This is a genomic window from Streptomyces sp. NPDC007901 (genome assembly GCF_042959465.1).
Lineage (GTDB): Bacteria > Actinomycetota > Actinomycetes > Streptomycetales > Streptomycetaceae > Streptomyces.
In genome coordinates this window covers 371,478-385,411 of the sequence record NZ_JBIBKW010000001.1, presented here as the reverse complement: position 1 = coordinate 385,411, position 13,934 = coordinate 371,478, and the positions used below count along the sequence as shown (strand labels likewise).

Here is a 13,934-nt window from a genome sequence, read left to right as displayed (position 1 = left end):
GTCAGCGTGCGGCCGCGTGCGCGACGAAGGGGGCCCAGGCGGCGGGGGTGAGGGCGAGGTGGGGGCGGGTGCGGTCCTTGGAGTCGCGGAGGTGGATGGTGGCGGGGGTGGGGGCGATGGCTGCCGGGATTCATTCGCAGCGCCCCGACCTCCAGGCTGGGGGGTGAAGCGAATCTCGTGTGGGCGACGCGGAGCGTTGTGGTGTTGTTCCGGCGGAGCCGGGCAGGCCACCGGCCGGTGACATCTCGTGCACATGTTCCCGACGACAGCGGGTGTTCGATCTTTCTGGAGTGATCGGCATGCAGCTCCGGTACGCGTTCAGGCTCTACCCGGATGCCGGTCAGCGCACCGCGCTGGCCAGGGCTTTCGGATGCGCCCGTGTCGTGTTCAACGACACGGTCCGCGCCCGCGAGGACGCCCGACAGGCCGGGCGGCCGTTCCCGACGGCAGGGGAACTGTCCCGGAAGCTGGTCACCGAGGCGAAGCGGACGGCGGCACGCTCCTGGCTGGGCGAGGTCTCCGCCGTCATCCTCCAGCAGGCCCTGCGGGACGCTGAGAGGGCGTACCGCAACTTCTTCGCCTCCCTCAAAGGCGCGCGCCAGGGACCGAAGGTGGGAGCACCACGGTTCAAGTCCCGTAAGGACGCTCGGCAGTCGGTCCGGTTCACCGCCAACGCCCGCTGGACCCTGGTCAAGATCGGCCGGTTCGGGCCGACCTCCCGGACCTGCTCCACCTGCGGCGCCAAGGACGGACCCAAACCCCTGAACGTGAGGGAATGGACCTGCAGCGCCTGCGGCACCGTCCACGACCGGGACCACAACGCCGCGATCAACGTCAAACAGCCCGCCGGACTGGCGGCATCGGCCTGCGGAGCGCCGGTAAGACCAGGAGAAATCCCGGCACAGCGCGAAGAAACAGGAAGCCACGGACTCCCGACCGAACCCCGCGCCGCGTAGCGGCACGGCAACCGGCCGAGAAGGCCAAAATCCCCGGGCTTCAACCCGAGGAGCAAGTCAATTCTATGCAGTCGTCGCCCTGGGCACTGCTGAACTTCTCGCCGTACGCGACACCGTCACCCAGATCACCCGTGCTCCAGGCAGGACGTTCCGGCAATAGGCCGCCGACAACGACGATCGCGTCCGCTGATCTCCACCGACTAGCCCTCGCCGACGGCCTCGAACCGCCAGCGGTGGACCGGCCGGGTGACCAAGTCACCGGGCGGGTCGGGGAGTTCGGGAAGGTCCGAGGCGTCGTACGCCGCCTCCCACCACGTGATCACCAGCACCCGGTCCTGCGGTGCCCGGAAGGTCTCCCGGCGCGACGGGGCCTCGGGCAGCTTCTGCTCGCGCGCCCAGGCGACGAGTTCCGCGCCCCGGCCCTCCGTCGCCCGTGCCTCCCACATCAAGGCGACCGTCACGAGTACAAGTTCTCCTTGCTGACCTCGTGCACGTGGTCGTGGTGGTGGGTGCCGGGGACGTGCGGGTCCGTCACCGGCAGGGAGCTGTCCGCCGAGAGGTCCCAGCCGGACGGGGTCCGGTTGCGCGCGACCATCTCCGCGCCGAGCGCGGCCACCATCGCGCCGTTGTCCGTGCACAACTTCATGCGCGGCACCCGGAGCCGGATACCGGCCGCCTCGCAGCGCTCCTGGGCGAGGGCGCGCAGCCGGGAGTTGGCGGCGACACCGCCGCCGATCATCAGGTGGTCGACGCCCTCGTCCCGGCAGGCGCGGACGGCCTTGCGGGTCAGGACGTCGACGACCGCCTCCTGGAAGGAAGCCGACACGTCGCGGACCGGGACCTCCTCGCCGGCCGCGCGCTTGGCCTCGATCCAGCGGGCCACCGCCGTCTTGAGTCCGGAGAAGGAGAAGTCGTACGCCGGGTCGCGGGGGCCGGTCAGACCGCGCGGGAAGGCGATCGCCTGCGGGTCGCCCTCCTTCGCGTACCGGTCGATGACCGGGCCGCCGGGGAAGCCCAGGTTCAGCACACGGGCGATCTTGTCGAAGGCCTCGCCGGCCGCGTCGTCGATGGTCGCGCCGAGCGGCCGTACGTCGGAGGTGATGTCCGAGGACAGCAGGAGGGACGAGTGGCCGCCCGAGACCAGCAGGGCCATCGTCGGCTCCGGGAGCGGGCCGTGTTCCAGCTGGTCGACGCAGATGTGGGAGGCGAGGTGGTTCACGCCGTACAGGGGCTTGCCGAGCGCGTACGCGTACGCCTTCGCCGCCGAGACACCCACCAGCAGGGCGCCGGCCAGGCCGGGGCCGGCCGTGACCGCGATGCCGTCCAGGTCCCTGGCGCTCACGCCCGCGTCCTTCAGCGCCCGCTCGATGGTCGGGACCATCGCCTCCAGATGCGCCCTGGACGCCACCTCCGGGACGACCCCGCCGAAGCGGGCGTGCTCGTCCACGGACGAGGCGACGGCGTCGGCGAGCAGGGTGGTGCCCCGGACGATGCCGACACCGGTCTCGTCGCAGGAGGTCTCGATCCCCAGGACCAGGGGTTCGTCAGCCATTGATCTCGGTTCCTTGTTCGGAGGTCGGTCCGTCGGCGGGGCCGCTGTCGGGTTTCGTCGTCAGCCGCATCACCAGGGCGTCCACGTTGCCCGGCTGGTAGTAGCCGCGTCGGAACCCGATGGGCTCGAAGCCGAACCGCTCGTAGAGCTTCTGGGCACGGATGTTGTCGACCCGGCACTCCAGCATGACCTCGGCGCACTCGAAGGCGGTCGCGGCCCGCAGCAGCTCGGTGAGGAGCTCGCCGCCGAGCCCGGTGCCCCACTGGTCACGGCGTACGGCGATGGTCTGGATGTCGCCCACCGGGGCGGCCTCGCCGTCGGGCGCGGCGCCCTGGGCGGCGAGTCCCGCGTAGCCGACGATCCGGTCGCCCTCCAGGGCGACGACGTACCGCCGGGTCGCCGCCGGTCCCCTGGCGTGCGCCAGTTCGGACCAGAACATCCCCCGGGACCAGGCGTCCTCGGGGAACAGGTCCTTCTCCAGCTCCAGGACCGGGTCGATGTCCCACCAGCGCATCTCGCGCAGCTGTGCGGTCACTTGGGCGTGACCACCTTGTAGTTCTTGGGCACCTGGGCGTCCGGGCGGCGCAGGTACAGCGGCCGGGGCGCGGGCAGTTCCCCGCCCGCGGCCAGCCGCTCCACGGCGAGCGACGCGAGGGCCGCGGCGGAGACGTGCTCGGGTTCGTGCACGACCGGGAAGGTGTCGGGGTAGAGCAGCGCCCCGGCCCCGACGGCGGGCATCCCCGCGACCTGCCCGGCGATGTCGGCGGGCCGGTCGACGGCCGGTTCGGTGAGCCGGGTGCGCGAGTCGGCGTAGGTCGCCCAGTAGACCTCTTTTCGGCGGGCGTCGGTCGCCACGACGAACGGCCCCTTCCCGATGTCGGCCGCGTAGGCGAGGGCGTCGAGTGTGCACAGACCGTGGACGGGCACCCCGAGCGCGAGCCCGAAGGTGTCCGCGGTCATCAGACCGACCCGCAGGCCGGTGTAGGGGCCGGGGCCGACGCCCACGACGATCGCGGTGACGGCGTCCAGCCGGACCCCGGCCTCGGCGAGGACGCGGTCGACGGCCGGCAGCAGCAGCTCGCCGTGCCGGCGTGCGTCCACCTGGCTCGACGAGGCGATGACGGCCGTACCGTCGTGCAGCGCGACGGTGACGGCGGGGGTGGCGGTATCCAGAGCGAGCAAGAGCACGCGAACAGCCTACGGCTCCGGCGCCGTGCGCACGCCCGGCCGGGTCGGGCGGTCACTGACTGCTACGGTCTGTACGAAGTACGACATATACGGCGAGGCTCTACGGCAAGGCAGGGGTGGCACACGTGGCAGGGACCAGCTCGGGAGTCGTGGCCGGCCTCACCGCGGCGGCCGTCGGGGCGGTCGGTCTGCTCGCCTACCAGGCCTCGGCCACCGTCCCGCCCGGTCTCGGCGGCCGGCCGGCGGTGAGCCCGGCGCCCGGCGCGTCGGCCTCCAAGGCACCCCGCGACCACCGGCACCCCGCCGCCCTTCCGAACGGATCCGGAACGGGTGAACGCGTGGTGTACTCGGTGGACGACGACCGGGTCTGGCTCGTCGACGAGCGGGGCCGCGTCGCGCGCACCTTCAAAGTCACCCCCGGCACCATCGACCCGTCCCCGGGCGCCTACTGGGTCACGTCCCGCTCGAAGGCCGTCACCGGCACCGACGGCCTCCCCATCGAACACGTGGTCCGCTTCGCCACCACGAAGGACGGCTCCGCGATCGGCTTCAGCGCCCTCACCCCCATGGGCGCCGGCGCGACCCCCGACCCCACGGTGAAAACAGGCGGCATCCGCGAGACCCGCCCCGACGGCGACGCCATGTGGAAATTCGCGACGATCGGCGTGAAGGTCCTCGTGATCCGCTAGCTCTTGAGAGAGAGCGCGAGGAACTGCGCGATCAACCCCCACGCACCCGCACCGGACCACCAACCGGCGGACCCCGCTCAGGCAGCCTTACGGTCCTGCTCCACCGGCCTCGACACCGGCTCCGGCGCTCTCGGCGGCCGAGACACCGCGTCAGCGGCCGCACACGACGCCAACAGCTCGCGCATGGACACTCCGGCGACCGCGACCGGTCGCCGCTGCTCGGACTCGGACCCGGACACCGGCGCCTCCTGAGGTACGGGGGCGGACGTAGTTAGGCAGACCTAACCACGGACTGGATACCATGTGACCACGCCCGATACGTCCGGCGCAATATCTTGCCGACGCCTTGTCGGAACGTTCACACGGTCCTCAGGCCGACAGCACCCCCAGGTCCACCCCGGCCCACCGCTCCCCCACCCCCGCCAGGGTGACGTGCCGTACCTCGTCGGTGGTGTCGCCGACCGCCCGGTGGATCTGGACCATGAGCCGGTCGTCGGTCAGCTCCTCGACCTTGCCCTCGCCCCACTCCACGACGATCACGGACTCGGGCAGCGAGACGTCGAGGTCCAGGTCCTCCATCTCGTCGAGCCCGCCGCCCAGGCGGTACGCGTCGACGTGGACGAGCGGCGGCCCGCCCCCGAGGGAGGGGTGGACGCGGGCGATGACGAACGTGGGCGAGGTGACGGCGCCCCGCACGCCGAGCCCCTCGCCCAGTCCGCGGGTCAGCGTGGTCTTTCCGGCGCCGAGCTCGCCGCTGAGCATCACGAGGTCACCGGCGCGCAGCAACTTGGCCAGTCTGCGGCCCAGCTCCCCCATCTGCCCGGGGGAACTGACGGTCAACTCGGTCTCAGCCCGGCGGTGCCGTGCTGCTGGTGCTTCCATAGCCACTTACCGTAGCCCCTGCCGGCACGGCACCCGCGCGGGTGAGCAGGTCGGCGAGGCGGTCGGTGACCACCTCCGGGTGCTCCAGCATGACCAGGTGCCCGGCGTCCGCGACCAGCACCAGCTCGGCGTCGGGCAGCAGGTCGGCGATGACCTCGCTGTGCTCGCTGGGCGTGACGAGGTCCTGCACCCCGGCCAGCACCAGGACCGGCAGTTTCTGGAAGTGGGCGAGGGCCGCGGTCTTGTCGTGGTCGGTGAAGGCCGGGTAGAACTCGGCGACCACATCGATCGGCGTGGACTCGATCATCCGTTCGGCGAACCGCTCGACGGCCGGGTCGATGTCCCTGCTCGCGAAGGAGTACCGCTTGATGATCCCGGCGAAGAGGTCGGCGGTGATCTGCCGCCCCTTCTCCACCAGCGCGGCCTGTGTACCGAGCGCCTTCAGCACTCCGGGCAGCACCCGGCGCACCGCGTTGACGCCGGCGATCGGCAGCCCGAAGTTCACCTCGCCGAGCCGCCCCGACGAGGTGCCGACGAACGCGGTCGCCACCACCCGTTCCCGCACCAGCTCGGGGTACTGCGCGGCCAGCGCCATCACCGTCATGCCGCCCATCGAGTGCCCGACAAGGACGATCGGCCCCTCGGGGACGGCCGCGTCGAGGACGGCCTTCAGGTCCCGGCCCAGCTGGTCGATGGTGACCGGCACCCCGTTCTCGTGCTGGGCGACGCCCCGCCCGGAGCGGCCGTGGCTGCGCTGGTCCCAGTGCACGGTGCGGACGACCCCGCGCAGGGCCGCGCGCTGGAAGTGCCAGGAGTCCTGGTTGAGGCAGTAGCCGTGGCTGAAGACGACGGTGACGGGCGCGGGCGCCTTGCGGCCGAAGAGCCGGCGGCGGCGCGGCGAGACGGCCGGGCCGAGGTCGGGTTCCACCTCGTCGACCTCGTAGTACAGCTCGGTGCCGTCGTCGGCCCGCGCCTTGCCGGGGTTGCCGCGCAGGGTGCCGTAGGGGCCCGCCGAGTCCAGGGCCAGCCGGGCCTTGCGGCGCATCCCGCGGCCGACGGTCATCCGCTCCACGGCGACCCCCGCGGCCGCCCCGGCCGCGAGCACTCCTATGGCGGCGCCGGCGATACCGGTCACCTTGCGCCAGTTCCCGTCCACCCCCGTGGCGGAGGCGACGGCCGCCGCGGCGTCGGCTACGGCCTCCGCACTGCTCTCGCTCACGTACCGCTCCTCTTCGCCGTACTACAGTTCGCCGGTTCGGTGACACGGGTGATGCCGACGAGGTGACAGATGCTGCTACAGGTGTAACCGGGTTGTGCCGCTGCCGAACCCCGGGGGTCAGTCGCCGTCCCCTGGTTCCTGCCCACTCGGTTCGTCATTCACATAGACGCGGGGAACCCGGGTTCCGATGCGCGTGACGATTTCGTATGCGATCGTGCCCGCGGCCTGGGCCCAGTCCTCGGCGGTGGGCTCGCCCCGGTCGCCCGGTCCGAACAGCACGGCCTCGGAGCCGACTTCGGGCTCGTCGCCGCCGAGGTCGACGACGAACTGGTCCATGGCGATGCGTCCGGCGGCCGTCCGCCATTTGCCGCCGACCAGCACCGGTCCGGTGCCGGAGGCGTGGCGCGGGATGCCGTCCGCGTAGCCGACGGGGACGAGCCCGAGGGTGGTCTCGCCGGGCGTGACGTAGTGGTGCCCGTAGCTCACGCCGTGGCCGCCCGGTACGTGCTTCACCAGGGCGAGGGAGGCGGACAGGGTCATCACCGGGCGCAGGCCGAAGTCGGCCGCGCTGCCCAGCTCGGGGCTGGGCGAGACGCCGTACAGCGCGATGCCCGTGCGGACCAGGTCGAAGTGGGACTCGGGGAGGGTGAGGGTGGCCGGCGAGTTGGCGATGTGCCGCACCTCGGGGCGCACGCCCTGCCCCTCGGCGTCCGCGAGCATCTCGCGGAAGAGGGTGAGCTGGGCCGCGATGGAGCGATGCCCAGGCTCGTCCGCGCAGGCGAAGTGCGACCAGAGCCCGGTGATCCGGACCAGCCCCGCGGCCTCCGCGCGCAGCGCCTCGGCGACCAGCTCGGGCCAGTCGGCGGGCTGGCAGCCGTTGCGCCCGAGTCCGGTGTCGGCCTTGAGCTGCACGCGCGCGGGCCGTCCGGCGGCGCGCGCGGCCTCGGTCACCTCGCGCAGCGCCCACATCCCGCTCAGCGATACGTCCAGGTCGGCCTCGACGGCCTCCCGCCAGGGGCCGCCCGGGGTCCACAGCCAGCACATGATCCGCACGTCCGCGGGCAGCCCGGGGTCCGCGCGCAGCGCCAGGGCCTCCTCGGGGGTGGCCGTGCCGAGCCAGCTCGCGCCCGCCTCGACGGCCGCGCGGGCACACCGGAGTGCCCCGTGGCCGTACGCGTCGGACTTCACCACGGCCATCAGGGCCGCGCCCGGCGCGAGGGCACGCAGGGTCCGCACGTTGGCCCGCAGAGCGGCCAGATCGATCTCGGCGCGGGCGCGTCGGGGCGCGGTCGGTGCAGTCGCTGTCTCAGTCATCGCGCCCCCAGTGTCTCAGAGGCCCCGGACAGCCCTCGGGCACAGGCCCCGGTACCGGCACCGGACAGGACTCAGGTACCCGTCCGGTGCCCCCACACGTACACCTTGTCGCCCTTCTTCAGCACGCTCCACAGCTTCTTCGCGTCGCCGAGCTTGAGGTTCACACAGCCCCAGGAGCCGACGGTGGTGTAGATGGAGCCGTAGACGGCGTGGAAGGCCTGCCCGCCGTCGAAGAACTGGGCGTACGGCATGGGCGAGTTGTACAGCGTCGACCAGTGGTTCTTGTGCCGCCAGTAGACGGAGTGCCACCCGGCCCGGGTCGCGTACCCCTTCCGCCCGCTCCGCATCTGCACGGGCCCGTAGATCACCTTGCTGCCCCTCTGCACCCACGTGACCTGCCGGTTGAGGTCGACACAGGCGACCCGGTACGACTTCACCGGGCAGTTCTTCTTGGCGTTCGGGTTCTTCTTCGCCGAGAGCAGCATCATCTGGTACCAGGTCACCGGCCCGGCGAACCCGATGGCGGGCTTGATCTTGTACTGCTTCTGGAACTTCTGGATGGCCTTGCAGTCGGCGGTGGACTGCTTCCCGTCCGCCTTCAGCTTCAGCCACTGCTCGATCTGCTTCTGGTACGGCCCGGTCAGCTTGGAGCAGCTCACCTTGGAGACGGCGTCGCTGAGCGGCACGTACTCGATCAGGTCGTACGTCCCCGGCGCCGCCGCCTTCGGCTCGACCGCGTCCTCCTCGGCGCTCGGCGTGTACACCTTCGGCGCCAGCCTCTGGTCCGGCGTGTCGATCTGCCACGGCTGCGCGGGCCCCGGCGCGACCCCCGGCACCAGGTCCGACTCCGGAACGGCGGCAGGGGGTTCGGGAGCACCACTGTCGGCGACGACACTCCCGGCCCCGACCGACACAACCGTCACAGCGGCAAGAAGGGTCCCCGCGGCCTCACGCACGATTCGTCCACCAATCATGCGATCAGACAACCCCGCCCACGCCCCAATCCCGAGGAGCCGCGCGGCGAGGTCACCCGGGTGGAGCGCCCCGTCAGGGGCGCGGGGCTGTATCGATATGCGGCCCCGCCGCGTGGGCGCGCTCACCCCCCACCCACCCGCACACGCACCACGACCGAACCGCCCCTAGACGGCGCCTTCTCGGCCTACCGAGTCGGGTGGGTGGGTGGGAAAACACCCCGCCAAGCGGACGTCAGCTGCTCGGCGACCTCGTGGGCCACCGTCGGCGCCCCCTCCGCCGCGAACCGCCCCGCGAGCCCGTGGAGGTACGCGGCCACACTCCCCGCGTCCCGCCCGTCCAACCCGGACGCCAGCAGCGACCCCGCCAGCCCCGACAGCACGTCCCCGCTCCCTGCGGTGGCCAGCCACGGCGTCCCCGTCGCGTTCACCCGTACGGCCACCCCGCCCCCCGGCGCCGCCACCAGCGTCGTCGACCCCTTCAGCAGCACCGTCGCCCGATAGGCCGCCGCCAGCTCCCGCACCGCCGCGAGCCGCCCGGCCTCGACCTCCTCCCGTCGTACCCCCAACAGCGCGGCGGCCTCCCCTGCGTGCGGTGTCATCAGCGTGGGCGCCGTCCGCGCCCGCACCACGTCCCGGTCGGCCAGCCGCAGCCCGTCGGCGTCGACCAGCACCGGCACGTCCTCCTCCAGCACCCCGGCGACGGCCTCGGCGTCGTCCCCGGCCCCGGGCCCGACCACCCACGCCTGCACCCGCCCCGCCTTGCGCGGCCCCCCGTCCGACACCAGCGTCTCGGGGAACCGGGCCAGCACCTCGTCCCCGGCGGGCCCGACGTACCGTACGGCCCCGGCCCCGCCCCGCAGCGCGCCCGCGACGGCGAGCACGGCGGCGCCCGGATAGCGTGCCGAGCCGGCCGCGATCCCGACCACGCCCCGCCGGTACTTGTCGCTCTCGGCCGACGGCGCCGGCAGCAGCCGGGCCACGTCCACGTCCTGCAAGGCCTCCAGCTCGGCCGCCGCGGGCAGTTCGAGCCCGATGTCGACCAGCCGCACCGAACCGGCGTACTCCCGCGCCGGATCGATCAGCAGTCCCGGCTTGTGCGTCCCGAAGGTGACGGTCAGGTCCGCCCGTACGGCCGCCCCGCGCACCTCGCCGCTGTCCGCCTCCACCCCGCTCGGCAGGTCCACGGCGACGACGGCCGCCCGGGACCGCGCCACGACCGCCGCCAGCGCGGCCGCCTCGGGCCGCAGCCCGCCCTTCCCGCCGATCCCCACGATCCCGTCGACGACAAGATCGGCCCGCAGCACCAATTCCTCGGCGGCGCCCGGCAGTACGGCGCTCGCACCGGCCCGGCGCAGCGCCGCGAGACCGCCCTCGTGCGTGCGCTCCGGCGCGAGCAGCACCGCCGTGACCCCCGCGCCCCGGCGCGCCAGCCGGGCCCCGGCGTACAGCGCGTCGCCGCCGTTGTCCCCGCTGCCGACCAGCAGCACCACCCGGCTGCCGTACACCCGTCCGAGCAGATCGGCGCAGGCGGCGGCCAGCCCGGCGACGGCCCGCTGCATCAGCGCCCCTTCCGGCAGCCGTGCCATCAGCTCCCGCTCGGCCGCCCGTACCGTCTCCACGCTGTAAGCAGTCCGCATGCCCCGAGTCTCCCCCGGAACCGGCGGCCCGCGCATCCGCCCGCGCCCCGGGGCGGCACCGGGGTCACCCCTCCGCGATCACCACCGCCGAGGCGACGCCCGCGTCATGACTGAGCGACACATGCCACGACATGACGCCCAGTTGCGCCGCGCACGCGGCCACGCTGCCCCGCACCCGCAGCCGTGGCCGCCCGTTGTCCTCGACGACGACCTCCGCGTCCGTCCACAGCAGCCCGGGCGGCGCGCCCAGCGCCTTGGCCAGGGCCTCCTTGGCCGCGAACCGCGCGGCGAGCGAGGCGTGCCCGCGCCGCTCCCCGCTCGGCAGGAACAACTCCCGCTCGACGAAGAGCCGCCCGGCCAGCCCGGGAGTCCGCTCCAGCGACTCCCGGAACCGGTCGATCTCGGCGACGTCGATACCGACCCCGATGATGCTCATGGTCAGCACCCTAAGGTCACTCCACGGTGACCGACTTCGCCAGGTTGCGCGGCTGGTCCACCTCGTTGCCCCGGGCGGTGGCCAGTTCGCAGGCGAAGACCTGCAGCGGGACCGTCGCGACCAGCGGCTGCAGCAGGGTCGGGGTGGCCGGGATGCGGATCAGGTGGTCGGCGTACGGGACGACCGCCTCGTCGCCCTCCTCCGCGATCACGATGGTGCGGGCACCCCGGGCCCGGATCTCCTGGATGTTGGAGACGATCTTGTCGTGCAGGACGGACCGGCCGCGCGGGGACGGGACGACGACCACCACCGGCAGGTCCTCCTCGATCAGCGCGATCGGCCCGTGCTTCAGCTCGCCCGCCGCGAAGCCCTCGGCGTGCATGTACGCCAGCTCCTTGAGCTTCAGGGCGCCTTCGAGGGCGACCGGGTAGCCGACGTGCCGGCCGAGGAACAGCACCGTCTTCTTGTCGGCCAGGGTGCGCGCCAGCGCCCGTACCGGCTTCATGGTCTCCAGGACCCGCTCGACCTCGCCGGAGATCTGCGAGAGGTCCCGGATCACGGCGCCGATCTCGTCGCCCCACTTGGTGCCCCGCACCTGGCCGAGGTAGAGGGCCACCAGGTAGCAGGCGACCAACTGGGTGAGGAACGCCTTGGTCGAGGCGACCGCGACCTCCGGTCCGGCGTGGGTGTACAGCACCGCGTCCGACTCGCGGGGGATCGTCGAGCCGTTGGTGTTGCAGATGGCGAGCACCTTCGAGCCCTGTTCCCGCGCGTGCCGCAGCGCCATCAGCGTGTCCATGGTCTCGCCGGACTGCGAGATGGCGATGACGAGCGAGCGCGAGTCCAGGATCGGGTCCCGGTAGCGGAACTCGCTGGCCAGCTCCACCTCGCACGGGATGCGCGTCCAGTGCTCGATGGCGTACTTGGCGATCAGGCCGGCGTGGAAGGCCGTACCGCAGGCGACGATGACGACCTTGTCGACCTCGCGCAGCTCCGCGGCGCCGATCCGGACCTCGTCCAGGGTCAGGGAGCCGTTCGCGTCGATGCGGCCCAGGAGGGTGTCGGCGACCGCCTTGGGCTGCTCGGCGATCTCCTTGAGCATGAAGTAGTCGTAGCCCCCCTTCTCCGCCGCCGACGCGTCCCAGTCGACGTGGTACGAGCGGACCTCCGCCGGGGCGCCGTCGAAGCCCGTCACCGTCACGCCGTCCCGGCGCAGCTCCACCACCTGGTCCTGGCCCAGCTCGATCGCCGACCGGGTGTGGGCGATGAACGCGGCGACGTCCGAGGCGAGAAAGGCCTCGCCCTCGCCGACGCCCACCACCAGCGGGGAGTTGCGGCGGGCGCCCACGACCACGTCCGGTGCGTCGGCGTGCACCGCGACCAGCGTGAACGCGCCCTCGAGGCGGCGGCACACCAGTCGCATCGCCTCCGCGAGATCGGCGGCGGCGGAGAACTCCTCGGCGAGCAGGTGCGCGACCACCTCGGTGTCCGTCTCCGAGGCCAAGTCATGGCCGCGCTCGGCCAGTTCGGCCCGCAGCGCGGCGAAGTTCTCGATGATCCCGTTGTGGACGACGGCGACCCGGCCCGCGTTGTCGAGGTGCGGATGCGCGTTGGCGTCCGTCGGCCCGCCGTGCGTGGCCCAGCGGGTGTGCCCGAGACCGGTGGACCCGGTCGGCAGCGGCCGCTCCTGCAGCTCCTTCTCCAGGTTGACCAGCTTCCCGGCCTTCTTCGCCGAGGCCAGCCCGCCGTCCGCGAGCACGGCGACGCCGGCCGAGTCGTACCCCCGGTACTCCAGCCGCTTCAGCCCGGAGACGACCACATCGAGCGCCGACTGCGCCCCCACGTATCCCACGATTCCACACATGAGCGGCAGCCTAAGTGCGAGACGGCCGCGAAAAGAGGCACCGCGTGCCCGAAATCGGAAATTCCCGCCGCCGTACGCGCCTTCCGGCCGCCCTCCCGCGCGGGCGACCGTGACCGACCCCACCCGCCGTTCTGTTCAAACTCCGTTAACAATGGAATGTGATCTCTCCGGTCTCCCCGATCTCCCGGAGCGCCCACCGGCACAGGCCGGAGGCGACTCCCTACGTCGACCTCACCCGTGACGAGTGGAGCGCGCTGCGCGACAAGACACCGCTGCCGCTCACCGCCGAGGAGGTCGAGAAGCTGCGCGGCCTCGGCGACGTCATCGACCTCGACGAGGTCCGGGACGTCTATCTCCCGCTCTCCCGGCTGCTGAATCTCTACGTCGGTGCCACCGACGGCCTCAGGGGCGCCCTGAACACCTTCCTGGGCGAGCAGGGCTCCCAGGCCGGCACCCCGTTCGTGATAGGCGTGGCCGGCTCGGTGGCCTGCGGCAAGTCCACGGTCTCCCGGCTCCTGCAGGCCCTGCTCTCCCGCTGGCCGGAGCACCCCCGTGTCGAGCTGGTCACCACCGACGGTTTCCTGCTCCCCACCAAGGAGCTCCAGGCCCGCGGGCTGATGTCCCGCAAGGGGTTCCCCGAGTCGTACGACCGCCGGGCCCTGACCCGTTTCGTCGCCGACATCAAGGCCGGCAAGGACGAGGTCACCGCCCCCGTCTACTCGCACCTCATCTACGACATCGTCCCGGACCGCAAGCTCACCGTCCGCCGCCCGGACATCCTGATCGTCGAGGGCCTCAACGTCCTGCAGCCCGCCCTGCCCGGCAGCGACGGCCGCACCCGGGTCGGCCTCGCGGACTACTTCGACTTCAGCGTGTACGTCGACGCGAGCGCCGAGGACATCGAGAACTGGTACCTCAACCGCTTCAAGAAGCTGCGTCAGACCGCCTTCCAGAACCCCGACTCGTACTTCAGGAAGTACACCCAGGTGTCGGAGGAGGAGGCCCTCGACTACGCCCGCACCCTCTGGCGCACCATCAACAAGCCCAACCTGGTGGAGAACATCGCCCCCACCCGAGGCCGCGCCACCCTGGTCCTCCGCAAGGGCCCGGACCACAAGGTGCAGCGCTTGAGACTCCGCAAGCTGTAGCGCCCCTCAGGGGCGCTGGGGGTACCCCCGGCCGAAGGCCGGGGGAGGAACCGCGCGACCAGCCATGACGAACCG

General features: G+C 72.3%; 15 protein-coding genes. 3 read left to right on the top strand and 12 right to left on the bottom strand.

Annotated features, from left to right (window positions below; genetic code table 11):
* Position 1: 1 nt before the first annotated feature.
* Positions 2-118, bottom strand: coding sequence for a DUF397 domain-containing protein (locus tag ACFZDK_RS02010; RefSeq protein ID WP_390970047.1), 117 nt, complete (start codon positions 116-118; stop codon positions 2-4).
* A 181-nt stretch (positions 119-299) separates the two neighbouring features.
* On the opposite strand from ACFZDK_RS02010, the gene ACFZDK_RS02005 reads away from it, so the two are divergent.
* A complete protein-coding gene (locus ACFZDK_RS02005) occupies positions 300-956 on the top strand; it encodes a helix-turn-helix domain-containing protein (RefSeq protein WP_390968811.1) in 657 nt (218 codons plus the stop codon).
* A 200-nt stretch (positions 957-1,156) separates the two neighbouring features.
* Here ACFZDK_RS02005 and ACFZDK_RS02000 read toward each other — a convergent pair whose 3' ends face one another.
* Genes ACFZDK_RS02000 through tsaB form a run of 4 tightly spaced genes read right to left on the bottom strand, consistent with a single transcriptional unit; the run spans position 1,157 to position 3,696 of the window.
* Positions 1,157-1,417, bottom strand: coding sequence for a hypothetical protein (locus ACFZDK_RS02000; RefSeq protein ID WP_390968809.1), 261 nt, complete (start codon positions 1,415-1,417; stop codon positions 1,157-1,159).
* Entirely contained in the window at positions 1,414-2,508 is a 1,095-nt protein-coding gene (gene tsaD / locus ACFZDK_RS01995; protein WP_390968807.1) for a tRNA (adenosine(37)-N6)-threonylcarbamoyltransferase complex transferase subunit TsaD, read from the bottom strand. Before tsaD ends, ACFZDK_RS02000 begins: the two co-directional genes overlap by 4 nt.
* A complete protein-coding gene (gene rimI / locus ACFZDK_RS01990; protein WP_390970045.1) occupies positions 2,501-3,022 on the bottom strand; it encodes a ribosomal protein S18-alanine N-acetyltransferase in 522 nt (173 codons plus the stop codon). The genes tsaD and rimI overlap by 8 nt, the downstream gene beginning before the upstream one ends.
* A 17-nt stretch (positions 3,023-3,039) precedes the next feature.
* Positions 3,040-3,696: a tRNA (adenosine(37)-N6)-threonylcarbamoyltransferase complex dimerization subunit type 1 TsaB gene (gene tsaB / locus ACFZDK_RS01985; RefSeq protein WP_390968805.1), complete on the bottom strand. Its 657-nt coding sequence runs from the start codon at positions 3,694-3,696 to the stop codon at positions 3,040-3,042.
* A gap of 125 nt (positions 3,697-3,821) precedes the next feature.
* Between tsaB and ACFZDK_RS01980 the strand changes: the two genes are divergently transcribed.
* On the top strand, positions 3,822-4,385 hold the full coding sequence (locus tag ACFZDK_RS01980) for a hypothetical protein (RefSeq protein ID WP_390968803.1): 564 nt from the start codon (positions 3,822-3,824) through the stop codon (positions 4,383-4,385).
* Positions 4,386-4,754: 369 nt separating this feature from the next.
* On the opposite strand, the gene tsaE is transcribed toward ACFZDK_RS01980, so the two are convergent.
* The 7 genes from tsaE to glmS form a co-directional block, all read right to left on the bottom strand.
* Complete coding sequence (gene tsaE / locus ACFZDK_RS01975; RefSeq protein ID WP_390968801.1) at positions 4,755-5,267, bottom strand: tRNA (adenosine(37)-N6)-threonylcarbamoyltransferase complex ATPase subunit type 1 TsaE; 513 nt, start codon at positions 5,265-5,267, stop codon at positions 4,755-4,757.
* Positions 5,233-6,486 carry an alpha/beta fold hydrolase gene (locus tag ACFZDK_RS01970; protein ID WP_390968799.1) on the bottom strand — a complete coding sequence of 418 codons (1,254 nt, stop codon included), beginning with the start codon at positions 6,484-6,486 and terminating at the stop codon, positions 5,233-5,235. The genes tsaE and ACFZDK_RS01970 overlap by 35 nt, the downstream gene beginning before the upstream one ends.
* 117 nt (positions 6,487-6,603) lie before the next feature.
* Positions 6,604-7,800: an alanine racemase gene (alr, locus tag ACFZDK_RS01965; RefSeq protein ID WP_390968797.1), complete on the bottom strand. Its 1,197-nt coding sequence runs from the start codon at positions 7,798-7,800 to the stop codon at positions 6,604-6,606.
* A 71-nt stretch (positions 7,801-7,871) separates the two neighbouring features.
* Positions 7,872-8,774, bottom strand: coding sequence for a L,D-transpeptidase family protein (locus tag ACFZDK_RS01960; protein ID WP_390968795.1), 903 nt, complete (start codon positions 8,772-8,774; stop codon positions 7,872-7,874).
* 185 nt (positions 8,775-8,959) lie between these two features.
* Positions 8,960-10,411 (bottom strand): NAD(P)H-hydrate dehydratase, encoded by a 1,452-nt coding sequence (locus ACFZDK_RS01955; protein WP_390968793.1) that lies wholly within the window; start codon positions 10,409-10,411, stop codon positions 8,960-8,962.
* A 64-nt stretch (positions 10,412-10,475) separates the two neighbouring features.
* On the bottom strand, positions 10,476-10,847 hold the full coding sequence (locus tag ACFZDK_RS01950; protein ID WP_390968791.1) for a holo-ACP synthase: 372 nt from the start codon (positions 10,845-10,847) through the stop codon (positions 10,476-10,478).
* 16 nt (positions 10,848-10,863) lie between these two features.
* Entirely contained in the window at positions 10,864-12,711 is a 1,848-nt protein-coding gene (glmS, locus tag ACFZDK_RS01945) for a glutamine--fructose-6-phosphate transaminase (isomerizing) (RefSeq protein WP_390968790.1), read from the bottom strand.
* A 158-nt stretch (positions 12,712-12,869) separates the two neighbouring features.
* On the opposite strand from glmS, the gene coaA reads away from it, so the two are divergent.
* Positions 12,870-13,859, top strand: coding sequence for a type I pantothenate kinase (coaA, locus tag ACFZDK_RS01940; protein WP_355711262.1), 990 nt, complete (start codon positions 12,870-12,872; stop codon positions 13,857-13,859).
* Positions 13,860-13,934: the final 75 nt, after the last annotated feature.

Coding starts and splice junctions, on each gene's coding strand:
- glmS (WP_390968790.1), bottom strand. CDS start 12,711: ATGTGTGGAATCGTGGGATACGTGGGGGCGCAGTCGGCGCTCGATGTG.
- ACFZDK_RS02005 (WP_390968811.1), top strand. CDS start 300: ATGCAGCTCCGGTACGCGTTCAGGCTCTACCCGGATGCCGGTCAGCGC.
- alr (WP_390968797.1), bottom strand. CDS start 7,800: ATGACTGAGACAGCGACTGCACCGACCGCGCCCCGACGCGCCCGCGCC.
- ACFZDK_RS01950 (WP_390968791.1), bottom strand. CDS start 10,847: ATGAGCATCATCGGGGTCGGTATCGACGTCGCCGAGATCGACCGGTTC.
- rimI (WP_390970045.1), bottom strand. CDS start 3,022: ATGCGCTGGTGGGACATCGACCCGGTCCTGGAGCTGGAGAAGGACCTG.
- ACFZDK_RS01960 (WP_390968795.1), bottom strand. CDS start 8,774: ATGATTGGTGGACGAATCGTGCGTGAGGCCGCGGGGACCCTTCTTGCC.
- tsaD (WP_390968807.1), bottom strand. CDS start 2,508: ATGGCTGACGAACCCCTGGTCCTGGGGATCGAGACCTCCTGCGACGAG.
- ACFZDK_RS01955 (WP_390968793.1), bottom strand. CDS start 10,411: ATGCGGACTGCTTACAGCGTGGAGACGGTACGGGCGGCCGAGCGGGAG.
- tsaE (WP_390968801.1), bottom strand. CDS start 5,267: ATGGAAGCACCAGCAGCACGGCACCGCCGGGCTGAGACCGAGTTGACC.